Source organism: Acetobacterium sp. K1/6 (assembly GCF_034438075.1).
Taxonomy (GTDB): Bacteria; Bacillota; Clostridia; order Eubacteriales; family Eubacteriaceae; genus Acetobacterium; species Acetobacterium carbinolicum.
Map to the genome: position 1 here is coordinate 1 of NZ_JAXQGA010000020.1, position 22,012 is coordinate 22,012.

The 22,012-nt window shown below is 41.6% G+C and carries 21 protein-coding genes; 15 read left to right on the plus strand and 6 right to left on the minus strand.

The window, feature by feature from the left end:
- Positions 1 to 164: 164 nt before the first annotated feature.
- A complete protein-coding gene (locus tag U2P91_RS14660) occupies positions 165 to 431 on the minus strand; it encodes a metal-sensing transcriptional repressor (RefSeq protein ID WP_111887564.1) in 267 nt (88 codons plus the stop codon).
- A 2-nt stretch (positions 432 to 433) separates the two neighbouring features.
- Positions 434 to 3,022: a heavy metal translocating P-type ATPase gene (locus U2P91_RS14665; protein ID WP_111887563.1), complete on the minus strand. Its 2,589-nt coding sequence runs from the start codon at positions 3,020 to 3,022 to the stop codon at positions 434 to 436.
- Positions 3,023 to 3,258: 236 nt separating this feature from the next.
- On the opposite strand from U2P91_RS14665, the gene U2P91_RS14670 reads away from it, so the two are divergent.
- The 9 genes from U2P91_RS14670 (at position 3,259) to U2P91_RS14710 (ending at position 11,883) form a co-directional block, all read left to right on the plus strand.
- Positions 3,259 to 3,591 carry a hypothetical protein gene (locus tag U2P91_RS14670; protein WP_111887562.1) on the plus strand — a complete coding sequence of 111 codons (333 nt, stop codon included), beginning with the start codon at positions 3,259 to 3,261 and terminating at the stop codon, positions 3,589 to 3,591.
- 64 nt (positions 3,592 to 3,655) lie between these two features.
- Positions 3,656 to 4,702, plus strand: a complete 1,047-nt coding sequence (locus U2P91_RS14675) for a V-type ATPase subunit (RefSeq protein ID WP_111887561.1) — start codon at positions 3,656 to 3,658, stop codon at positions 4,700 to 4,702.
- Between the two features lie 20 nt (positions 4,703 to 4,722).
- Positions 4,723 to 6,693, plus strand: a complete 1,971-nt coding sequence (locus tag U2P91_RS14680; protein ID WP_111887560.1) for a V-type ATP synthase subunit I — start codon at positions 4,723 to 4,725, stop codon at positions 6,691 to 6,693.
- Between the two features lie 11 nt (positions 6,694 to 6,704).
- Positions 6,705 to 7,145 (plus strand): ATP synthase subunit C, encoded by a 441-nt coding sequence (locus U2P91_RS14685; RefSeq protein WP_111887559.1) that lies wholly within the window; start codon positions 6,705 to 6,707, stop codon positions 7,143 to 7,145.
- A 2-nt stretch (positions 7,146 to 7,147) separates the two neighbouring features.
- A complete protein-coding gene (locus U2P91_RS14690) occupies positions 7,148 to 7,450 on the plus strand; it encodes a V-type ATP synthase subunit F (RefSeq protein WP_111887558.1) in 303 nt (100 codons plus the stop codon).
- A gap of 12 nt (positions 7,451 to 7,462) precedes the next feature.
- Positions 7,463 to 8,080 (plus strand): V-type ATP synthase subunit E, encoded by a 618-nt coding sequence (locus U2P91_RS14695; protein WP_111887557.1) that lies wholly within the window; start codon positions 7,463 to 7,465, stop codon positions 8,078 to 8,080.
- A 33-nt stretch (positions 8,081 to 8,113) separates the two neighbouring features.
- Positions 8,114 to 9,868, plus strand: coding sequence for a V-type ATP synthase subunit A (locus U2P91_RS14700; protein ID WP_322519931.1), 1,755 nt, complete (start codon positions 8,114 to 8,116; stop codon positions 9,866 to 9,868).
- Between the two features lie 9 nt (positions 9,869 to 9,877).
- Positions 9,878 to 11,260, plus strand: coding sequence for a V-type ATP synthase subunit B (locus U2P91_RS14705; protein WP_322519899.1), 1,383 nt, complete (start codon positions 9,878 to 9,880; stop codon positions 11,258 to 11,260).
- Positions 11,261 to 11,268: 8 nt separating this feature from the next.
- Positions 11,269 to 11,883: a V-type ATP synthase subunit D gene (locus U2P91_RS14710; RefSeq protein WP_111887555.1), complete on the plus strand. Its 615-nt coding sequence runs from the start codon at positions 11,269 to 11,271 to the stop codon at positions 11,881 to 11,883.
- 134 nt (positions 11,884 to 12,017) lie between these two features.
- Here U2P91_RS14710 and U2P91_RS14715 read toward each other — a convergent pair whose 3' ends face one another.
- The 4 genes from U2P91_RS14715 to U2P91_RS14730 are packed head-to-tail and all read right to left on the minus strand — an operon-like array spanning position 12,018 to position 16,659.
- Positions 12,018 to 12,461: an amino acid-binding protein gene (locus U2P91_RS14715; RefSeq protein ID WP_111887554.1), complete on the minus strand. Its 444-nt coding sequence runs from the start codon at positions 12,459 to 12,461 to the stop codon at positions 12,018 to 12,020.
- Between the two features lie 20 nt (positions 12,462 to 12,481).
- A complete protein-coding gene (locus tag U2P91_RS14720) occupies positions 12,482 to 13,780 on the minus strand; it encodes a phenylacetate--CoA ligase family protein (RefSeq protein ID WP_111887553.1) in 1,299 nt (432 codons plus the stop codon).
- Positions 13,781 to 13,827: 47 nt separating this feature from the next.
- Positions 13,828 to 15,498 carry a glutamine--tRNA ligase/YqeY domain fusion protein gene (locus tag U2P91_RS14725; protein ID WP_322519900.1) on the minus strand — a complete coding sequence of 557 codons (1,671 nt, stop codon included), beginning with the start codon at positions 15,496 to 15,498 and terminating at the stop codon, positions 13,828 to 13,830.
- 51 nt (positions 15,499 to 15,549) lie between these two features.
- The gene (locus U2P91_RS14730) at positions 15,550 to 16,659 is read right to left on the minus strand and encodes an aminopeptidase (protein WP_111887551.1); all 1,110 of its coding nucleotides are present in this window, start codon (positions 16,657 to 16,659) and stop codon (positions 15,550 to 15,552) included.
- Between the two features lie 234 nt (positions 16,660 to 16,893).
- Between U2P91_RS14730 and U2P91_RS14735 the strand changes: the two genes are divergently transcribed.
- From U2P91_RS14735 to mnmA, 6 genes are all read left to right on the plus strand, one after another.
- On the plus strand, positions 16,894 to 17,061 hold the full coding sequence (locus U2P91_RS14735) for a zinc-ribbon domain-containing protein (RefSeq protein ID WP_041668887.1): 168 nt from the start codon (positions 16,894 to 16,896) through the stop codon (positions 17,059 to 17,061).
- A 169-nt stretch (positions 17,062 to 17,230) separates the two neighbouring features.
- On the plus strand, positions 17,231 to 17,497 hold the full coding sequence (locus U2P91_RS14740; protein WP_322519901.1) for a GIY-YIG nuclease family protein: 267 nt from the start codon (positions 17,231 to 17,233) through the stop codon (positions 17,495 to 17,497).
- Between the two features lie 11 nt (positions 17,498 to 17,508).
- Entirely contained in the window at positions 17,509 to 18,543 is a 1,035-nt protein-coding gene (locus tag U2P91_RS14745) for a potassium channel family protein (protein ID WP_322519902.1), read from the plus strand.
- A gap of 47 nt (positions 18,544 to 18,590) precedes the next feature.
- Positions 18,591 to 19,943: a MurT ligase domain-containing protein gene (locus U2P91_RS14750; RefSeq protein ID WP_322519903.1), complete on the plus strand. Its 1,353-nt coding sequence runs from the start codon at positions 18,591 to 18,593 to the stop codon at positions 19,941 to 19,943.
- Positions 19,943 to 20,707 (plus strand): cobalamin biosynthesis protein CobQ, encoded by a 765-nt coding sequence (locus tag U2P91_RS14755; protein WP_322519904.1) that lies wholly within the window; start codon positions 19,943 to 19,945, stop codon positions 20,705 to 20,707. Before U2P91_RS14750 ends, U2P91_RS14755 begins: the two co-directional genes overlap by 1 nt.
- A 98-nt stretch (positions 20,708 to 20,805) precedes the next feature.
- Entirely contained in the window at positions 20,806 to 21,858 is a 1,053-nt protein-coding gene (gene mnmA, locus U2P91_RS14760; protein ID WP_322519905.1) for a tRNA 2-thiouridine(34) synthase MnmA, read from the plus strand.
- Positions 21,859 to 22,012 lie beyond the last annotated feature (154 nt).

Here is a 22,012-nt window from a genome sequence, read left to right on the forward strand (position 1 = left end):
TTTAATCAGGGTGTCGGGCGTTCAAGTCGCCCATGGGTCACCAATTTCTAAATTTAGCCGCAGATGATGCGGTTTTTATTTTGTTTGAATCAAAAAAATGCCGCCCAAGATCTTGACCGATCGTGGCGGCATTTTTTTAGTTACAGGCGCTAATTTAGTCTAATCTATCGATAATACTTATCAAGGACAAGCATGATCTCATCAATTTTCGCTTCACCATCGCCTTTTTCAAAGGCATCTGCTACACAAGAATTCATATGTTTTTTTAAAATTTCCAGGTTCGTCTTTTTTAAAAGGGCCTGAACTGCGAGGATTTGTTTCGAAATGTCAATGCAATACCGATCATTTTCAAGCATCTTTATAATGCCATCAATCTGACCCCGGGCAGTTTTAAGCAGGTTTAGCTCGGTTGTACGATCTTTGACTTCCATAATTATTCAGTGATTTCAGAGGCCGGGTAACCTGCTTCTGTGAGGGCAGCAGTCACTGCACTTAGATTAACATTATCGGAAGCTGTGAAACTGGCCTGGCCTTGTTCTAGAGATACGGACACATCACTGATTCCATCAATGCCATTTAACACACTTTCAACACATTTAACGCAGTGTTGACAACTCATATCACTAACTTTTAATAATTTTTTCATTTTTTTTCCTTCTTTCATTTCAATTTTTTTATCTTTAAGCAGTGTTGCTTTGCTAACGGTAGGATTTGCTTCGGGTTGCTTTACGTTTAATAATTTAGCTTTAAATGTTTTTAGCGATAAAGCGTTGAGCACAACGGAAACTGAACTTAAGCTCATTGCGCCGGCGGCAAACATTGGGTTTAGTTTTAGCCCAAACGGTATAAATAAAACACCAGCAGCAAGGGGGATACCAATCACATTATAAATAAAGGCCCAAAATAAGTTTTGTTTGATGTTCTTCAAAGTGGCCTTACTTAATTGTATTGCTGAAACAATATTCATTAAATCGTTTTGCATAAGGATAACATCGGCCGATTCAATGGCGATGTCGGTGCCGTTACCGATTGCAATGCCGACATCACTTTGGGCTAACGCCGGGGCATCATTGATGCCATCTCCGACCATGATTACCTGATGTCCCTCTGCTTGCAGATTCTTTATCATCGATGCTTTTTCATGGGGAAGCACATTGGCTACGACATTTTCGATGTTGACCGTGTTGCCAATCGCCTGCGCTGTCCGTTCGTTATCGCCGGTGAGCATATAGACCTTGATCCCCATTGCTTTTAGTTGCGAAACGGCTAAATTACTGTTTTCCTTAATGGTATCGGCAACGCCGATGATGCCTTTGACCGATTGATCCCAGCCTACTAATAGCGGCGTTTTTCCCAAATCAGAGAGTCGCAGATAATCATTCATAATGTGTTCAACGGAAAGGCTATTTTGCTCCATTAGTTTGATATTTCCTATCACTACATTTTTACCAGCAAGCTGACCTTGAATACCTAATCCAGATAACGAATCAAATTTTGACACTTCATGTAAAGAAAGATGAAGTTCATCAGCTTTCTTTACAATCGCTTCACTCAGCGGGTGCTCTGATTTTTTTTCTAAAGAAGCGGTTATGGTTAACAATTCATTCTGATCGATTTCAGAATCATAAAGAATGATATCGGTAATCGATGGAGAACCGATCGTTAAGGTACCGGTCTTATCGAAAACAACGGTATTTGATTTGCCAAGAATTTCCAAAGCCGGACCATTCTTAAATAAGATGCCTTTTTCGGCGCCTTTTCCGGTACCAACCATAATAGCTGTTGGAGTGGCTAGTCCTAAGGCACAGGGGCAGGAAATAACGAGAACAGATATCGCAGCCGATAAGGCAAAAGATAGCCCAAAACCAAGGATCATCCAGATTATAAAAGTCAGCAGTGAGATTCCCATTACTGCGGGAACAAAAAAGCGACTGATTTCATCGGCAATTCTGGCAATTGGGGCTTTCGATGACTGTGCTTCTTCAACCAGTTGTATAATTTTACTGAGGGTAGTGTCCTGTCCGATCTTAGTCGCTTTAAATTCAAAAGAACCGGTTTTATTCATACTGCCGGAAATAACAGTGTCACCGGTCACTTTTTCGACAGGCAAACTTTCGCCAGTCAGTAGAGATTCGTCAACGCTGGAATGACCACTCAGAATAATCCCATCGACAGGAACACGTTCTCCGGGGCGAATAATGACAATATCATCGATTCGAACCTCATCAATAGAAATTTCGACTTCTAAATTATTTCTTAACACGCGGGCGTTTTCGGGTACTAAAGCAATCAATTTTTCGATCGCTTGGGACGTTTTTCCTTTTGCTTTTGTTTCAAGAAATTTGCCTAAAGTGATTAAAACTAAAATAACAGTGGTTGATTCAAAATAGAGTTCATGTGAATAGTGATGAATCAATTCCATATTATCATATGAAAAACCATAAGCGAGGATAAACAAAACGATAACCCCATAGATAAAGGCAGCACTCGTGCCTACGGCCACGAGCGAATCCATATTAGGAATACGTTTGGCCAGAGCTTTAAAACCATTGATGTAAAAATGCCGACACAAAAAGACAACCGGTAAGGTTAGAAACATTTGCGTTAAGGCGTTAATCAGTAAGTTTTTTTCGCCAGCTAAAAAAGCGGGAATTGGCAAGCCGATCATCGGACCCATGGCGAGATAAAATAAGGGGAGGGTAAAGATCAGCGAACTGATGAGTCGCGATTTAACTTCGTCAATTTGAACTTGATAACTGGGCTTATCATTTTGTTTTTTATTAGTACCTGAGGTGAATTTACTTCCTTCTTCAACCAGTGTTGCGCCATAGCCTAGAGCTGTGATGGTGGTGACAATCAGCGGTACGGGAGCAAGTGTCGGATCATGCTGGACAATTAGTTTCTCATTTGAAAAATTAATAACGGCAGAATCGACACCATCTATTTGGCCAACTTTACGTTCAATGGCGCTGGCACATGCGGTGCAGGTCATGCCACTAATATTAAACTGCGTTCTTTCCATAGTGAGTCCTCCTTTTAAATCTACCCCTCATGGGGAGGGGGTGTCTTTATAACCGAATAATACACCATTTATCGATTTGTGTCAACACAATAATTAATTTTAAGAAACATGCAATCGGTTGCTAGAAAAAATTACATCTTGCTATCATTTTTTAAAGTGCTATAATGAAAAACAGAAATATTGGGTATATTAATAAGAAGAAAATGTTTTGAAATTTAATTGAAAGGAGATTAATCATGTTACATAGTGAAGACGCAGATATTAATTTGGTTATCAGGCAAGTTATCGATCTTGATATGAAGGCGGTGCGGATCAAAAAAAATGTTAGCCAACGAGCGGATCGAATTTTAGAACATACTAAAAATAAGATTAAAGCAAATGAGAAAAATGAATTAGATGGTGTTCAGGAATTAGCCAAACAAAACTATCACGTGGAGATTAGCAAAGCCAAAGAAGAGCGTCAAAGCATCATTGATTCGATGGTTCAGGAATTAGCTAAGACTCAATGCCGATATGATGAGAAAAAAGATGAAAAGGCACTGGAAGTTCTGGAAAAACTCTTTAAGTAACCGATGGCAGTATCTGATTCTATGGATTTTCGATCTAAATTTTATAGAAAAGTGTGAGAGTTAAATGTCTAAAAGTAAACATGCAGCTATAAATACAAAAGTGCTTGCAATGCGAGCTCGAAGAATTAATGATAAAGATTATCTTGAGTTGATTAAGGCAAAAGACTTGAAAGAAGTATTCCTTTACCTAAGAGATCATACTTATTATGGCGATTTTTTAAGTAAAATGAATCCAGAAGATCTTCATCGAACAGAGATTGAAGCGCACTTGAATGATTTGAAAGTGCGTGACACCGAAAAGCTGATGCATTACCTACTCGGTGAGGAAAAGAATTTTCTTCTGATTTTGCTAATCCGTATGGAGGTCGAATCGATTCGAATTTTAATTCGTGGCATCGCCAGAAGTGGTAATTTGGAATCACTCAAGGCACTAATGATTTTTTCCGAAAAGTACACTAAAGTACCTTTTGATCGTCTTTTTCGTGCTAGAGACTGGGAAGAATTTAAAAAGATGCTCGTTAATACCGATTACTACCGTATTTTTGAAATTTATAAGGATATCAAGGGTCCCCATGACTTAGTAATGGTGGAAAAAAATCTGGATCGCTATTATTATGATTTGTTAAAAAACCGTTTAATGAAGCTTGATAAAAAATCGAATCAAGATTTAATCGATCTACAAAGACGAAACTTCGATTTGCTAAATTTAATCTGGATTTATCGCGGAAAAAAATTCTATAGCTTATCCCGAGAAGAATTAATTGCCTATTCGCTACGCGGTGGTCTGGAGCTTAATGAGAAACGTTTATTAAGCCTGGTTGATGCAAAAAATCTCGTCGAAATTAAAGCTTTATTAACAAATTCTGATTATGCATTTCTTTTTAACCACACGGATACCATCGATTTATTTATGGAAAGACGCAAGGAACGCTATTTGTATTATCAGAACTTAAAGCTTTTCGGCGATAGTGACAGTGGTTTGGGTCGGGTTGTAGCATATGTGCGCTTGTTGGATTTTGAAATCGAAGATATCACGTCAATAATTGAAAGCAAGCGTTATCGAATGGGCGCGGATGAGACAAAAAAATATTTAATCAGACCCATTGATTAGGGTGTGAAAGGAAGTACTCTATGGCAGTTGAAAATGTGATTATGATGGATGTAGTCGGCAAAATTAAAGATGTAGACAAATTTGCCAAAGACATTTTTCTTTTCAATGACATACAAATAGTGGACGCCATGCACGAGATTGACTCGGGTAGATTTATTCTGCCAATTCGGGAAGAAAACATGGGAGAACTATTGGGGTTTGCTCAGCTTGTGTCTGGAGAAACCATGATGGATGAGAAGAATTTTGTCAAAACCGTAAATAAATTAAATGAACTCTACAAGGGATCCCTCAGTTTAGATATGGTGTCTTTAGCGAAAGGTGATACGGATCTCGGAAAAGCGTTGGCCAATGCTAAAGCTTTTGAAAACAATTTAGTCCTTGAGTATGGTGAGATCAAAGAAATAAACGATCGCCTTGAAACGCTTGAAAAAAGCAGAACGGCTTATGGCTATTTAGATGAACTGGAAGCTAATATGAGCGAACTTGATCATCTCGAAAATTTTTCGTTTAGTATGGGATCAGTTACAAAGGATAATGCCGCCCGCTTGAAAAGTATTTATAACAGTGTGACTTCAATTGTATTTCATGTTGGCAATCAGGTAGACAATGAAGAAGTGTTTATGATTGTGTCCCCCAGGGATTTAGAAATTGAATCCAAGCGGATTCTAAAGGCGCTGAATTTTAAGCCCATTGAAGGGTTTAGTTCAGAATATACCGAAACACCAAAGATCATTCTTAAAAAAATTAATCAAGAAGTTGAAGTGTTAAAAGAAAGAAAATCAAAGTTACTTGTGGATTTGAATGCCCATTTAAAAGAAAATAAAAAAGAAGCAACGGAGAGTTTTAATACCCTGAGTTTATATGGGAATTTGAGCATCATTAAAAAATATATGGCCTTTAGTGAAGAGAATTTTTATTTTTCTGGATGGATTTCCAGACGTGATAAAAAACGGATGGAGGCGATCGCCGCTAAATACCCGGAAATGATCATCATGTTTTCGGATACAAATAGTGGTAGTGGAAAGCCACCCACTAAATTGAAGAATAATTGGCTTTTTCGTCCCTTTGAGACCTTAGTAAAAATGTATGGCGTGCCCTCATTTAATGAGCTGGACCCAACCCCTTTTTTAAGCATAACCTATATGTTTTGTTTCGGATTTATGTTTGGTGATGTTGGCCAGGGCCTTATTTTGGCTCTCGCTGGCTGGATCCTGGGAAAAAGGGGAGTAGAGCTTGGGAAAGTGCTGTTACGATTAGGGATGTGCTCTACGTTTTTTGGGTTTATGTATGGCAGTATTTTTGGATTTGAAGAGGTGATTCATCCGCTCTGGTTAAGGCCCTTCCATGAGATTAATACCGTCCTTCTTTCGGCCGTTCTGATCGGAATTGTGATGCTTTTTGTTGCCTATATTTATAGTATCATCAACAAACTTAAAAAGAAAGATATCAAAGAGGGGGTTTTTGGAAAAAACGGCCTCTGCGGTTTTGCTTTATATGTCAGTCTCTTGGGGATTATGGGTTTGAACTTTGGAATATTTCCGCATCTGGAAATCTTAGTTCCCGGGTTGATTCTTCTGGCAGTGTTTTTGGTATTTCTGGTACTAATTAGAGAGCCTTTGGCAAACTATTTGATGAAGAAAAAGCCCTTGTATGAAGAAACGGCATCAGAGTATTATGTCGAGAGCGGTTTTGAGCTTTTCGAAATGTTTTTGGGTATGTTGAGCAACACCCTTTCCTTTATCAGAATCGGTGCCTTTGCATTGACCCATGTGGGTCTGTTTATGGCCTTTCAGACATTGGCCATCATGGTACAAAATGGTGTGATCAGTTTTGGAATACTCATCTTTGCCAATATATTTATCATTGCCTTGGAAGGTCTAATTGTTGGTATTCAGGCATTAAGATTACAATTCTATGAGTTGTTCAGTAAATACTATTCAGGTGACGGGATTGAGTTTAAACCGGTTGATCTGGAAATTAATCTAAATTAAGGAGAATTAAAATGAATCTATTAACTCTGATTACAATTGGAGCAGCACTGTTAGTTTTGGGAACAATCGCTTGTGGGGTCTATTTTGTCTATAATGATTGTGATGAAAAAAGTCAGAATATGAAAAAATTCTTGCGCGTAAATCTGTCAACATTTATTCCTTTACTCGCTGGGGCCCTTATTTTTATGGCTCCCAGTATTGTTTCAGCCGCGACTGACGGTGTATCCAGTGGAATCACAGATGCCGGTTTAGGTTATATCGCGGCAGCACTATCGACCGGGCTGGCTTGTGCTGGGGCTGGTTATGCAGTCGGGGTTGTTGGTTCGGCCGCCTTGGGTGCCGTTTCTGAAGATCAGAAAATTTTAGGTAAAACCCTTATATATGTTGGCTTGGCAGAGGGTGTTGCAATCTACGGTCTGATCATTTCAATTATGATTATTGGAAGTTTATAAAAATGAAATCTTATGTGATTAGTGAGAACCGGGACTCTTATCTGGGAATGCAACTAGCGGGTATCGAAGGGACTTATTTAAAATCAAAAGATGATATTGAAGCGGCTTTTAAAGAAGCCTTGAAAAACAAGGATATTGGAATTATTTTTTTGACGGAAAAAGCATATTTGATGATGGAAGAAACTGTAAATGAAGTAAAGAAGAAGTATTTTACGCCTTTAATTACAATTATTCCGGATCGTTATGGTTATCAAAGAAGCGAAGGAATGATAACACGGTATATTAAAGAGTCTGTGGGATTGTAAGGATGTGATAAAATGATTTCTGTAGAAGAAAAACTCCGGGTGTTTACCCAATATATTTTAAGTAAAGAACGAAAATGGGGAAAAGATATCATCTACGAAGCGAAAGAAAAGCGGGACGCCCTATTGGAAGACTCGTGGGAAAAAATCAGAAAAGAAAAAAGGTCTGTTGAAGAACGGAGTTACCATACTATTTTCAGAGATAAAAATAAAATTATCGCAGAAGGAAAAAACAAAGCCAAAGCATTAGAACTGGAAGAAAAGAAACGCATTTTACTGGATTTTAATCAGATTATCCGGGAAAAGGCCAGAGCGTATCTGACCGAAGAAGTTTACGAGTGCTATTTGCGTGATTGTATCGCCCAGATACCGCAGGTATTTGAAAGTAAAAAGGAACTGGTTGTTTTTGTCAATGAACGCGATTACGAGCAAATCAAAAACCTCATTGACGAGCAGTTAGATGGTTATGCGGTAAACTATCATAAGAATTGTCAGGAGTGTATTGGCGGATTCATTGTCGAAGATGAAGAAGTCAGCCTTCATTGCGATTTTACCGTTGAAAGTCTCATAAAAAGCAATTATAAACTCATCGGAATGACACTTAATGGGTTTATGGAAAAGCAGGTGATTTAGGTGGCAGTTACAGAAGAAAAGAAAATTACCGGGATGATTTCGGCGATTAATGGACCGGTTATCAAAGGTAAAAACATGACCACCTTTAAAATGCGGGAAATGGTCACGGTTGGTGACAAACGGCTCATTGGCGAAGTGATTATTCTAGAAGGTGACATAGGCACGATTCAGGTTTATGAGGAAACGGAAGGGCTGAAAATTGGCGAGGTAATCAACCCTACCGGCAGACCACTGAGCTTGAATTTAGGTCCTGGGATGTTAAAAAACATGTTTGACGGAATCCAGCGTCCCCTGGAAAAAATTCAGGAAATCTCGCCAATTTTTATTCCGGAAGGAATAGGACTTTTATCCATTGATGACAAAAAAATGTGGGAAACCGTCTTGAGTGTTAAACCGGGGGATGCGTTAGCGGCGGGGTGTATTTTTGGCACCGTTTCGGAAACGGAAGTTATAAAAAATCGGTTACTGGTGCCACCAAACCTTTCGGGAACCGTTATTGAGGTGGTCCCTGATGGCAGCTATACCATTGACGATGTGCTGGTGCGAATTTCGGATCATAAGAATCAGGTTCATGAATTAAAAATGGCCCATGAATGGCCAATTCGTACACCTCGTCCCAATGCCTACCGAAAAGAAACCCTGGTGCCATTAATCACTGGACAGCGGGTAATTGATATCTTTTTCCCCATTGCCAAAGGTGGAACAGCAGCGATCCCCGGGGGATTTGGAACCGGAAAAACGATGACTCAGCATCAGTTGGCCAAGTGGTCGGATGCAGATATCATTGTCTATATCGGTTGCGGTGAGCGGGGAAATGAAATGACTGAAGTTATTGAAGATTTTCCCAAACTTATCGATCCCCGGTCGGGCAAATCGATTATGGAGCGAACGGTTTTAATTGCCAATACGTCCAACATGCCAGTAGCGGCCCGGGAGGCCAGTATTTATACTGGCATCACCATTGCCGAATACTATCGGGATATGGGTTACGCGGTGGCAATGATGGCAGACTCTACTTCGCGCTGGGCGGAGGCGCTGCGCGAGATCTCCGGCCGTCTGGAAGAGATGCCGGCAGAAGAAGGATATCCGGCCTATTTACCATCCCGAATTGCTGAATTTTACGAACGGGCTGGTAGTATTGAAACCCTGGGCGGGGATGAGGGTTCAATTACGATTATCGGTGCCGTATCACCAGCCGGAGGAGATTTCTCCGAACCGGTTACTGAAAACACCAAGCGCTTTGTCAATGTTTTTCTGGCGCTGGATAAGAGTCTTGCCTATGCCAGGCATTACCCGGCCATTAACTGGCTGGAAAGCTACAGTGGCTATATTAAAATATTATCAGACTGGTATGAGGACAATGTGGCCGAGGATTGCATTTCACTCAGAAATAAAATGCTGGAGTTGATGTATGAAGAAAACAAGCTCCAGGAAATGGTGATGCTAGTTGGAGAAGATGTGCTACCCGACGATCAGCGCTGGGTTCTTGAGATTGCCAAACTGATCAAAGTCGGTTATCTGCAACAGAACGCCTATAATAAAGATGATACCTATGTCCCCTTGGAAAAACAGTATGCGATGCTAAAAGCCATTGAATATTTATACGAACGCGGTCGGGAAGGCTTAAAACTCGGAATACCGACATCGCAACTAAAAGATCTGAATATTTTTGGGCAGTTCATAAAAATGAAGTATACCATTCCAAATGATGATTTAAGCGGGATTGATCGGCTAAAAGATGAGATCGACCAGTATTTTGAAGTGCTTTTTAAAAAATATGAGAATTAGGGGGAAACAATGAAAAAAGAGTATTTAAAAATTGATAAAGTCGTTGGTCCCCTGATTCAAATCTCGGATGTGGACGATGTTTTCTACGGTGAAGTGGTTGATATTGTCGAAATCAGCACCGGGAAAGTCAAAAAGGGAAAAGTCATCAAAATTGACGAAAAAAAGGTTACCGTCCAGGTTTTTCAAAGTACGGCCGGCTTGGCCGCCGGAAACAGTATTATCAAATTTACTGGCGAATCCTTTAATTTGCCGATGTCCCTGGATTTACAGGGACGGATCTTTAATGGCATCGGTGAACCGATTGATAATGGCAGTGACATTTTTAGTTTGGTTGAAGCAAACATTAATGGTCGTCCCATTAACCCGATGTCCCGGGAATATCCGCGGAATTTTATCCAGACGGGTATTTCTTCCATCGATACTCTGGCGACGCTGATCCGCGGTCAAAAATTGCCGATTTTTTCAGGTAATGGCTTACCTCATAATGAATTGGCCGCTCAAATTGTTAAGCAGGCCCGACTAGGAGACAATGTTCACGAAGATTTTGCGATTGTTTTTGCCGCTATTGGGGTTAAACACGATGATGAAAAATTCTTTAGGAAGAGCTTTGATGATGCCAATGTCATGGACCGGGTGGTAATGTTTGTCAACTATGCTGATGATCCCATTGCTGAACGGATTACAACGCCCCGCTGCGCTTTAACAGTAGCCGAGTATCTGGCGTTTGAAAAACATATGCATATCCTGGTCGTCATGACCGATATTACCAGTTACTGCGAGGCATTGCGGGAAATATCCTCCGCTCGTGAAGAAGTTCCCAGCCGTAAAGGCTATCCCGGTTATATGTACTCGGATTTGGCTTCTCTTTATGAACGAGCTGGGATGTTAAAAGACCAGGTTGGTTCAATTACGTTTTTACCAATACTGACCATGCCAAATGATGATATAACGCATCCGATCCCGGATCTGACCGGATATATCACCGAGGGGCAAGTTGTTTTAGGGCGCGATCTTTTCCAGCGGAGTATTTACCCGCCGGTGGCTATTTTGCCATCGCTGTCCCGACTGATGAAAGATGGTGTTGGTGAAGGTTTCACCCGGGAAGATCATGCTGAGGTTGCCAACCAATTGTTTGCTTCCTATTCCAAGGTTCAGGAAGTAAGGGATTTATCTCAGATTATCGGTGAGGAGGATCTAAGTCCCACTGATAAAAAATATATGGCTTTTGGACGTGCTTTTGAGGCGAAATTTCTAAACCAGGGTTTTGATGAAAGTCGAAATATTATGCAAAGCCTTAACCTGGGGTGGAAACTTCTGGCTTTATTACCACTGACGGAGCTGGATCGACTGAGTCCTGAAAACATCGAAAAATATTTCCCTAAAGAAATGTAGGTGGGACGATGGCCATTAAAATAACGCCAACAAAAGCAAACCTGATAAAAGCGAAGAGTCGAATGAGTTTTTCGGTAAAAGGGTATGATCTTTTGGATAAAAAAAGAACCATCCTGATCCAGGAGATCATGCAATTGGTTAAAGAAGCGGAGTTGATTGAAAATGAGATCAACCAGAAGTTTCAGGAAGCCTATAAGGCATTGCAACAGGTTTGCATTAGCATGGGACTCAATCACCTGGAAGAGTTTGCCTTATCAATAAACTCGGAAATGCCCTTTGAGATTCGAATTAAAGGGGTAATGGGGGTTGATATACCGGAGGTGGTTTATACCGAAAAATACGAAAAAAGTCTTCCCTATGGATTTTATGAGAATAATCCGGCCCTGGATATTGCCATCAAAAAATTTAATGATGTCAAATTTTTGTCCTATCAATTGGCCCAGGTTGAAACAACGGCCTATAAACTTTCGTTAGAAATTAGAAAGACTCAAAAAAGTGCCAATGCCCTGGATAAGATTCAGATTCCCCGATTAAAGGACGAAATTAAGTATATTCAGGATACCATCGAAGAAAAAGAGCGGGAAGAGTTTTTCCGGCTTAAAAAGGTTAAAAATAGACGATAAAACAAAGCCGGAGCAACGCTCCGGCTTTTACTATGTCGTCAACTGCCTGCCGACCGAGCAATTATTAATTCATTGTTTGCTTGCGGACGAATAATTGTTGGTACGGGGTTAATAAGGGACCAAGTGTATTTTGTTTAGTTATTTTGAACGTTATATACGGCCTCTTTGGGAATCAGGTTAAAATCCGAGGCGGTCAGCAGGGCAATGGCTTTTTCCTGATCGTCGGCTTTTAAAATAATCAGGGGTGAACCCTGGTTATTGGGCATAACGAAAGAATAGACATATTCAATATTGACGTCATTTTCAGAAAGGAGCGAAAAGACATCATGAAGGCTGCCAACCTTATCAGAAGGATCCACCGCCAGCACATAGCTTTGTTTAACGACATGCCCAGCGTTTTTTAGAGCCTCGGCGCCCACCTCGGGTTTATCCACGACGATCCGCAAAATCCCGAATTCAGCGCTGTCAAAAACGGAAATAGCGCGAATATCAACCTGGGCATCTTTTAAGACTTTGGTGATCTTGCTGAGATGGCCTTTTTTATTTTCAATAAAGACTGATAATTGATTAATAAGCATGGTTTGCCTCCTATAAATTTTTAAGATCGCAGATCGATGACCCGTTTGGCTTTTCCTTCGGAGCGAACCAGACTTTTAGGCTCAACCAGATGAATACCGGCGTGGATGCCAAGGATCGTATGCAGTTTGGATTCGATTTCTTTGTAAAGCTGATCAAGCAGGGTAACCGAGACCAGCAGGTCCTGATTGATCACTTCGACATCGATTTCGATACGATCAAGATACCCTTTTTTGAGCACCCGAATCTGGTAATTTGAGCCGATTCCCTTAATGCCCAGGAGTACCCCTTCAATTTGTGATGGGAAAACATTAACCCCACCGATGATTAGCATATCGTCGGTTCGGCCAGTGATCTTTGCCATCCGGGCAGAGGTTCGGCCACAATCGCAGGGGGTGGTGTCAAGCTGAGTGATATCCTTGGTGCGGTAACGGATTAGCGGTAGTCCTTCTTTGGTAATTGGTGTAATCACCAATTCGCCGACCGAACCTTCCGGCAACACTTCCAGGGTTTCGGGATCAATAATTTCGGCAATAAAATGATCCTCATTGATATGCATGCCGTTAAAAGCCTGACACTCTCCGGAGACTCCGGGACCGATCAGTTCGCTCATGCCATAGTTTTCAGTCGAGATAATGCCCCAAGCTTCGTTTAGTTTTGCCCGCATTTCTTCGGTGGAGCCTTCGCCGCCAAAGAGTCCGTAGTTAAGAAACAGTTCTTCTTTGGGATCAATCCCCATTTCCTGGGCGGTTTCAGCCAGATGCAGGGCGTAGGAGGGGGTTCCGATCAGGACGGTGGATTGGAAATCCTGCATGATCATAATTTGTTTTTTAGTATTTCCGGAAGAAATCGGGATCACCCCGGCGCCAACCTTTTCCAAACCCTGTTGTAAGCCAAAGGCACCGGTAAAGAGACCAAATCCAAAGGTGATCTGCGCGGTATCTTCATTGGTGACGCCACCCATGGTCACAATCCGGGCGATGACTTCCCGCCAGACTTTTAGATCATTTTTGGTATAACCGACCACAGTTGGTTTTCCGGTGGTCCCGGAAGAGGCATGATAACGGACAATTTTATTTTTGGGTACGGCAAAGAGTCCGAAGGGATAATTTTTCCGCAGGTCTTCCTTAGTGGTGAGTGGGAGGAGCCGCAGATCTTTAAGGCTTCGGATATCCACCGGTTTAACCCCGGCGGCTTTGAACTTTTCATGATAATAAGGCACGTTTTCATAAACGTGATGCAGGGTTTTCATTAAACGCTTAAACTGGAGTTTCCGGATTTCTTCCCGGGATATTTTTTCTTTTTCAGACCATATTTTCATAACTTATTCCCCTCGTCTAAAAGCAGCATGTAGCAGCATTAATAAATTTATTTTGTCGGTTTCCAAGAACTTTTTAAAGAGACGATCTGGTTAAAAACCAGTGCACCTGGTTTAGAATATTTAGGATCGACCGAGAAAAAGCCGTTGCGGATAAATTGGAATTTTTCATAGGGCTCGGCCTTTAGCAGTTCTGGTTCAATATAGGCTTTGACAATTTCCAGTGATTTCTGATTGATCCGTTCCAGAAAGTTATCTTTGTTGAGGCCGGCATCATCCTCAACCAGGTAGTCGTAGAGGTGGAGTTCCACTTCGCTGGCGTGGTTGGCGTCCACCCAGTGGATGGTCCCTTTGACCTTTCGCTCACAGCCAGCGCCGGATTTGGTGGCCGGGTCGTAGGTACATTTAAGCTCAATCACCTGGCCATCGGAATCTTTGATCACTTCCTGACAGGTGATAAAGTAGGCACCGCGCAGGCGGACCTCATTTCCGGGGAATAGCCGAAAATACTTTTTGGGAGGAATTTCCATAAAATCCTTGCGGTCAATTAAAATTTCGCGGCTAAATGGTGTGCTGTAGCTTCCCATCGCGTCATTTTCCTGATTAAGTGGTAACTCAACCCATTCTGTTTGATTTTCCGGGTAGTTAGTAATGGTTACCTTCAGAGGATCAATGACCGCCATTAAACGGGGGGCCTTTAGTTTTAAGTCGTCCCGAATAAAATGTTCCAGCATCGCGATATCCACAGTACTGTTGGTTTTGGCGACTCCAATGGCTTCGCAGAAAGCCTGAATGGATTCCGCCGTAAAGCCACGGCGGCGCAAGCCGGAGATAGTGGCTAAGCGGGGATCGTCCCAGCCGTCGACAATTTTTTCATCGACTAATTGCTTTAAAAACCGTTTGCCGACAATGGTTTTTGTCAGATTGAGTTTGGCAAATTCGATTTGTCGCGGGGGTTCGTTCTTAAAATCGTCGATGTTAGCAAGCACCCAATCATAGAAGGGGCGGTGGTCTTCAAATTCCAGAGTACAGAGGGAGTGTGTAACACCCTCGATGGCATCCTCGATCGGATGGGCATAATCGTACATCGGATAAATAAACCAGTCGTTCTCGGTCGAATGGTGTTTGGTGTGCATAATCCGATAGATGGCCGGGTCCCGCATATTCATGTTGGGGCTGCTCATATCAATTTTAGCCCGCAGGATATAAGAACCCTCTGGTAGCTTTCCAGCCTTCATCTGGGAAAACAGGCTCAGGTTTTCGTCAATGCTGCGGTTGCGGTAGGGACTTTCTTTGCCGGGTTCAGTCAGGTTTCCCCGATACTGGCGCATTTCTTCAGCGGAGAGCTGATCAACAAAGGCCAGGCCCTTACCAATCAGTTCAACGGCGTATGCCGCCATTTTATCAAAATAACTGGAGGCAAAAAAGAGTCGGTCGTCCCATTTGATTCCCAGCCAGGTGAGATCTTCCTTGATCGAATCGACATATTCTAACTCTTCTTTGATCGGGTTGGTGTCGTCAAAGCGGAGATTAAACTTGCCGTGATATTGTTTTGCAATGCGATAGTTAAGTAGTGAGGCTTTAGCATGACCGATATGTAAATAGCCGTTTGGTTCGGGGGGGAAGCGGGTGTGAACGCGATCGTTGGTGTAGACTTTGTTAATAATGTCCTGATCGATTGCATTGGTGATAAAATTCGTCTTTTTTTCCGTGGTCTCCATTAATTTCCTCCTGTTTATATATTTGCCAATAATACCATAAAGTCGGGGTTATTACAATTTTTTTATAAACCGACCGTTCTGATAAAAGAGCTCTCCGTCGGCATAAATCGCACCGCCGTCTTTCATGTCACAGAGCATGTCCCAATGGAGCATCGAATCGTTGATGGGTCCGCATTCTGGATAGGATTTACCCAGAGCCATATGGATGGTGCCACCAATTTTTTCGTCAAAAAGCATGTTTTTGGTAAACTTAGTAATGCCATAGTTGGTGCCGATGGCAAATTCGCCAAGATAATGGGAACCTTCGTCCGTATCAAGTAGAGCGTTAAGCAAATCTTCGCCACGTTTGGCACAAGCCGTTACAACCCGGCCATCTTTGAAGGTGAGCTTAATGTCTTCAATTTCCTGTCCGCTGTAAATACCAGGAAAGGTGAAACGAATGGTTCCGTTTACGCTTTCTTTTACCGGCGCAGTAAAGACTTCGCCACTGGGGAAATTATGGTGGCCGTCGGAATTGATCCAGATCCGGTTTTCGGTGCAAAGGGTCAGATCGGTATCTTTGGCAAGCACATGGAATTCTTTTTTTTGATTTAAATAGGTGACCATTGCCGCCTGTTCATGATGAATTTTCTGCCAGGACGCAATGGGATTGTCGGTATTGAGGAGACAGGCAGAAAATACGAATTCTTCATAGTCAGAAAGTGACATGTTCGCTTCCTGGGCGCCACTTTCAGTGGGATAGAGACACAGCGTCCAATCCATTTCACCCCGGGCGACCCGGTCATTGTAAATTTTAGTAACCGGTGCGCCAGAACGGCGTTGTAGAGCGATACGCTCACCAGGAATTGCGGCCAGGGACCTTAAGTTATGGTCTCCCAAAATGTTTAGAATCTTATCCGCTTTTGAATAGATTGACATCATCATGGGGGCATTAAACTGCAGTTGATCATCACTGCCTTCCTTTAAAAGAATTTCTGAAATTCCTTCCGGGTTAAGCAAAACGGTAGGGTGGGCGCCAGCTTTTAACACGGCCTGGTAGCATTCTTTAATCAGGGGCAGAGCCAGATCAGACCCCCGGATTACAACCCATTCGTCTGGTTTCACATAGAGGGAATAGTTGATTAGGGTTTGGGCATATTTTATCAGTCGATGATCTCTCATGGTTTATCTCCTTATAATTGAAATAGTATTAGTTAAATATATCCGAAAAAAGAATTTAACTCAATAAAAAATTAAAAAAACAGGTGACAAATGTAAACGAACATTGTATAATAACTACAGTATAGTTAATGATTACATGTTCATAAATGGTAACAACGTTCAGACAGAATGGTCCATGCTCCATTTAAAAAAGAATAATCAGATCCTGTACATAAAATTAAGTGGAGGTTACTCATGGAAGACAGAACTTTAATTTGTCAAGATTGTGGCGAAGAATTTGTATTTACTGTAGGTGAACAAGAATTCTACCAGGAAAAAGGTTTTGACAATGAACCAAAAAGATGTCGTGAATGTCGAACAAAAAGAAAACAAACGAGAAGACCAAGAAATAGCAATTTCTAGGAATTACGAAAAAAACAATAAAGATCCCTTTTAGGGATCTTTTTTTCATGGTGTGCCAGTTAGCATCGGAATTGCCAGAATCAAATCGATTCGTAGATGGAATCGATTTGTCTTTATAATAGACGTCTCCGAGAAGATTTTCCGCGGATACGGAAAGAAAGATAAACAAATGATAGACAAGGCTTACGTTTATATCGTAAAATGTAATGACAATACACTTTATACGGGGTGGACTTGTAATCTAGAAGCTCGGATTAAGGTTCATAATTCGGGAACCGGAGCAAAATATACCCGGGGTCGCCTGCCGGTGACGCTGGTTTATTGGGAAGCCCTCAATAATCGGTCGGAAGCCCTCAGTCGGGAAGCCGTGATAAAAAAAATGTCAAAAAGACAAAAAATAAAATTGATTGAGTGTTGTGAATCGCAAGACCAATGAGGAGTTTTCATATGAATCCGTTAGTCAATGAATTTCCGGTATACGAGACCCTTGCCAATGGTAATACCATTATTATTATTTATGATTTGTTTATCCTTTCGCTTTTTTTGTTTGAACTTTTTCTATTTTATAATAAAGAACGACTTGTTGAAGCAGTAAAGCAAAATAAAACTAAAAAAATCAAACCATTTCGCCGTTTTCTGGTAAAGTTAATCGTTAATTATGAGTATCAGGGGATTCTAATGGTTACCAGTGCATTGCTAATTATTTCACTGGTGGTCGTGTCCAGCCATCATCGTATTCTAATGAGTGAACTGATCGGAATTTTAGGAAGTTTTGCCGTTTTTATCATCGTTGTATTTTTGGTTCAGCACCTCTTTATGAAAATTGACCAGTTTCAGGATCTTGTCGTCTCCCGATTTGTGGATCTGATCTTTTATCTGGTTTTGGGTCATTATTTTGTATTGTTTGCGAATTTTATTTCACCGCCAAGTTTGCCACTCGGTCTGGTGGGGCTTTCTTTTGCCTTGATCCTCTGTTTTTCGGTGATGATTCGAGCCATTGCAAATCCCAGTATCATTCGGAGTTCGGTTTCAAAAAGGCGAAAATATCAGGAAACCGCCAGTATTTTAAAGGGCATGCTGGTACTGGTTGTCAGCGAAATGAGTATCCTCTATTTAATGGTTTATAATTGCTTTAAGATCGATCCGAATTTTTATGCCGCTAATTCAGACCGGACCCTGGACGCCTTTGATATGCTTTATTACATGGTCATCTCTTTTGCCACCATCGGCTATGGGGATATCCATCCTGTACGCTTTAATGGGATGATCTACGGTGAACTGGTGGCGATGGTCATCGGTTTAGCCAGTATGTTCAGTACCGCTTGCTTTGTTGGGGCAGTGGTTGCCGGAGCCGCCCAGATGAGTTGGAGTCAAAGCCTGGAAAGCGAAAATCACAGTGACGGATCAGAGCAGAACGAACCCAGTGATCGAAAAAGCATGATCACCGTGGTTCGAGAAAAATTAAAAAATAAACAACTGTAACGTTCGCGGCACGATTGCAACGTCAATAATAAGAAAGGTTATTAATCATGAAATTTTATCTTGCATTATGGTTTGCAAAATTAATGGGTGTGGCCATCAACATGATCAGTAAGGATCGGGGCACCAATCTGCCTGGAGAAAAGGCTTTGACGATCGACCCTGATTTTGTAAGACATTTTAAAAACATCGACTATTCGAAGGTTATTTTCATTACGGGGACGAATGGAAAATCGTCAACGACTAACCTGGTTACCCACATTTTAAAACAAAACAGAAAAAAGATCGTCTCGAATCTGGAAGGTGCCAATTTACTCGGTGGCATTGCCACAATTCTGGCCAAAGAAGCGAGTTTATCGGGGAAACTTAAGGCCGACTATTATATTTTTGAAACGGATGAGCGCTACCTGCCCTTGATTTATGCTCAATTGCCAGCTCAAAACATGCTAATTACCAATTTGCAAAAAGACCAGGTCCAGAGAAATGGGGATCCGGATTTTATTATCCGTAAATTAAAAGAGGTGGTGAATCCCAAGATGACACTGATCCTCAATAACGAAGAACCGCGATCCCGATTTTTTGAGGAAACCGCCTGCCGCTCGATCTATTACGGAGTTTCCCATCACGATGAATCATTCACCAAAGGTGCGGATTTTCCCACCCAGGCGTGTCCCAAATGCCATCACGATATGAGCTTTGACTATTACAATGTGGACAGTATCGGGCCTTTTCATTGCGACTTTTGTGGCTTTGCCAGCAAAAAAACACCGGACTATCTGATCACTGACCTGAATTTTTATGATCAAAGTTTTAAGTTAAAAGATGTGAGCTTTCATATGCCCTACGATCTGCCCTTCATGTTTTATAATTACGCCGGTTCTCTGGCTGTTTGTGAAGCAATTTGTGGGATTGCGCCAGAAGCTGCGGCCAAGGCTTTTGAAAACTTTAAAAACATCGGCGGCCGCTTTGAGGTATTGACCTATAAGAATAAAACCATTAAATACATGCGGATTAAACAGGAAAATCCCGATACCCTCCAAAGTGCGTTAAATATTATGGCTTCTGATCAGAGTGAAAAAATGGTGGCCCTGGGTTTGTATGTGGTCAATGACTTTGTGCCTCATTATATCAATACCTTTTACGCCTTTGACTGTGATTTTAAACCAGTAGTCGATTCCAATGTTGAGCGATACCTGTGTTTCTCTGAGCATGTTTCATATGATACCGCCAATCGGCTTATTTATGATGGGGTTGCCAAAGAAGCGATCACGATCATGGACAGTGATAATATTAACGAAATTTTCGCCGAAATTGATAAGGCCAAAACCGATAATATTTATTTGATTACCTGGCTTTCCACCTTTGAAAAGATGAAAAAATTTATCGAGGGAGGACAGAATTAATGCAACAGACGATAAAAGTCGGCTGGCTTTTTAATAATATGTTTAACCTGCATGGCGACCGGGGTAACCTGTTGGCCATTCGGGCTGAAGGGGAACGGCGGGGTTACCGGGTTGAGGTCGAACAGATTAATCTCGATACGGAGACCTTTAATCCGATCGATTTTGACTTCCTGTTTTGTCCACCGGGAGAAATTGAACATTTTGAAGCAGTTGCGGCCTATCTGGAACCGCACCGCAAAGAACTGATGGATTATATTGAAACCCGGCCGATGCTGGTGACCGGCACCTCGGTGGGTCTTTTTGGTGAAACAATAAAGCGGGATGATCAGTCCACGATCAGAGGATTGGGAATTATTGAGGTGAAAACACGGGAAAATCATGTCGTCTACGGAGATGATCTTTATTACAGTTGTCGCTACAACGGCAAAGAAATGGACATCATCGGTAGTCAAATTCAGATGTTGGATCTGGATATCAAAGAAGAGTCGCCTTTTGGCTGGTTAAAATATGGTTATGGCAATAACGGCGAGACCCGCTTTGAAGGCGTTATCAGCGGCAAGGGTATGTTTACCAATACCTTGGGTCCGGTTCTGGTTTGTAACCCCTGGCTGACCGAAGAAATCATCAATTTAATTGAAGCCAATAAAAACTGGCCAGTCTGGGAAGACCAGCGTGATAATTTCTTGGAACTAAAATCACTAAAAACCAAGATCGCCCATATTAATAAAAAAGAAACCCGGCTGAAAAAGCTCGGTGAGCGTTAATCTAAACAACTAAGAAAGTGTTTAACGTGGTATTTAGCAGCAGCATTTAATACGAGGACTTGATCCCGACACTTAATATGAATAGAAAGAAAATAACCGTGAAAAAGAAAAAAGTAATAATCGGACTGAGTGGCGGTATTGATAGTGCTGCCTCGGCAAGTCTTTTAAAAAGTGAAGGTTACGAGGTTATTGGCGTAACCTTCAATTTTTTAAGTTCAGAACAAACCATCACGGCCGCAAAAAAGGTGGCCGAGAATCTTCAAATTGAGCATCATGTACTGGAAGCACAAAATCAGTTTAGAAAAAATGTCATCTTGCCCTTTATTGATGCGTATAAAAACGGCGAAACCCCGAACCCCTGCATGCTGTGTAATCAGACCATGAAATTCCCGCTGCTTTGTGATTTTGCAAAGATTAATGATCAGGCTGCAATCGCCACCGGTCATTATGCCGAGGTCAAAAAAAAGGACAACAGTTATGAATTATGGGCCAGCCCTAATGCCAGAAAGGATCAATCCTATTTTTTGTATCACCTTAACCAGGAGGTACTTAAAAAACTGATTTTTCCGCTGAATGCTTTTGAGTCCAAGAATCAGGTACGCGGGATGATTAAGAAGCTTTTACCGGAACTTTCAAAAGGTGCGGAAAGCCAGGGGATTTGTTTTATCCCTAAAAAAGGGCACCAACTTTTTTTAAAACAAGCAATTTTTGGATCACAGCCCGCCGAAGCTGGTATTTTTGTGGATTCTTCGGGGAAAATTTTAGGGCGGCATAAAGGGATACAAAACTTTACTCTGGGCCAAACGCGGGGGCTTGGTCTTTTATCAAACACAAAATGGGCAGTGGTCGGTCTTGAGCCGCAAACAAATACCGTTGTTCTTGATGATGAGCAGGTTTTGTTTAAAGATCGGATTTTTGTGGATCAACTATTTGTGCATCCTCACGTTGACCTTACCAAACAGGAGTTTTCCTTTAAAACCTGTCGTTGGGGTCATATCTACCGTGGTCAGATTGAACGGCTACCTGGCAATCAGGCGATTGTTCACAGTCGGCAATCAGTGCGGGCACCAGCCCCTGGTCAGGCCCTGGTTTTTTATCAGGGACGCCGGGTACTTGGAGGCGGAATCATAAAACATTTTGAATTTCGGTAGTCCTGCGGTATAATAGGTGAGATTTTAACATTTGCATGAGAAAATAAAGGGATGCACTGCAAAATAATTAATAAAAGGCTGGTATTGCCGATAAAATAAAGATAAGGTTTTTTATTTTAGTCGCTAAATTTTATTAGTTTTGGTTTATGAGCAT

Coding starts and splice junctions, on each gene's coding strand:
- U2P91_RS14660 (WP_111887564.1), bottom strand. CDS start 431: ATGGAAGTCAAAGATCGTACAACCGAGCTAAACCTGCTTAAAACTGCC.
- U2P91_RS14665 (WP_111887563.1), bottom strand. CDS start 3,022: ATGGAAAGAACGCAGTTTAATATTAGTGGCATGACCTGCACCGCATGT.
- U2P91_RS14670 (WP_111887562.1), top strand. CDS start 3,259: ATGTTACATAGTGAAGACGCAGATATTAATTTGGTTATCAGGCAAGTT.
- U2P91_RS14675 (WP_111887561.1), top strand. CDS start 3,656: ATGTCTAAAAGTAAACATGCAGCTATAAATACAAAAGTGCTTGCAATG.
- U2P91_RS14680 (WP_111887560.1), top strand. CDS start 4,723: ATGGCAGTTGAAAATGTGATTATGATGGATGTAGTCGGCAAAATTAAA.
- U2P91_RS14685 (WP_111887559.1), top strand. CDS start 6,705: ATGAATCTATTAACTCTGATTACAATTGGAGCAGCACTGTTAGTTTTG.
- U2P91_RS14690 (WP_111887558.1), top strand. CDS start 7,148: ATGAAATCTTATGTGATTAGTGAGAACCGGGACTCTTATCTGGGAATG.
- U2P91_RS14695 (WP_111887557.1), top strand. CDS start 7,463: ATGATTTCTGTAGAAGAAAAACTCCGGGTGTTTACCCAATATATTTTA.
- U2P91_RS14700 (WP_322519931.1), top strand. CDS start 8,114: ATGATTTCGGCGATTAATGGACCGGTTATCAAAGGTAAAAACATGACC.
- U2P91_RS14705 (WP_322519899.1), top strand. CDS start 9,878: ATGAAAAAAGAGTATTTAAAAATTGATAAAGTCGTTGGTCCCCTGATT.
- U2P91_RS14710 (WP_111887555.1), top strand. CDS start 11,269: ATGGCCATTAAAATAACGCCAACAAAAGCAAACCTGATAAAAGCGAAG.
- U2P91_RS14715 (WP_111887554.1), bottom strand. CDS start 12,461: ATGCTTATTAATCAATTATCAGTCTTTATTGAAAATAAAAAAGGCCAT.
- U2P91_RS14720 (WP_111887553.1), bottom strand. CDS start 13,780: ATGAAAATATGGTCTGAAAAAGAAAAAATATCCCGGGAAGAAATCCGG.
- U2P91_RS14725 (WP_322519900.1), bottom strand. CDS start 15,498: ATGGAGACCACGGAAAAAAAGACGAATTTTATCACCAATGCAATCGAT.
- U2P91_RS14730 (WP_111887551.1), bottom strand. CDS start 16,659: ATGAGAGATCATCGACTGATAAAATATGCCCAAACCCTAATCAACTAT.
- U2P91_RS14735 (WP_041668887.1), top strand. CDS start 16,894: ATGGAAGACAGAACTTTAATTTGTCAAGATTGTGGCGAAGAATTTGTA.
- U2P91_RS14740 (WP_322519901.1), top strand. CDS start 17,231: ATGATAGACAAGGCTTACGTTTATATCGTAAAATGTAATGACAATACA.
- U2P91_RS14745 (WP_322519902.1), top strand. CDS start 17,509: ATGAATCCGTTAGTCAATGAATTTCCGGTATACGAGACCCTTGCCAAT.
- U2P91_RS14750 (WP_322519903.1), top strand. CDS start 18,591: ATGAAATTTTATCTTGCATTATGGTTTGCAAAATTAATGGGTGTGGCC.
- U2P91_RS14755 (WP_322519904.1), top strand. CDS start 19,943: ATGCAACAGACGATAAAAGTCGGCTGGCTTTTTAATAATATGTTTAAC.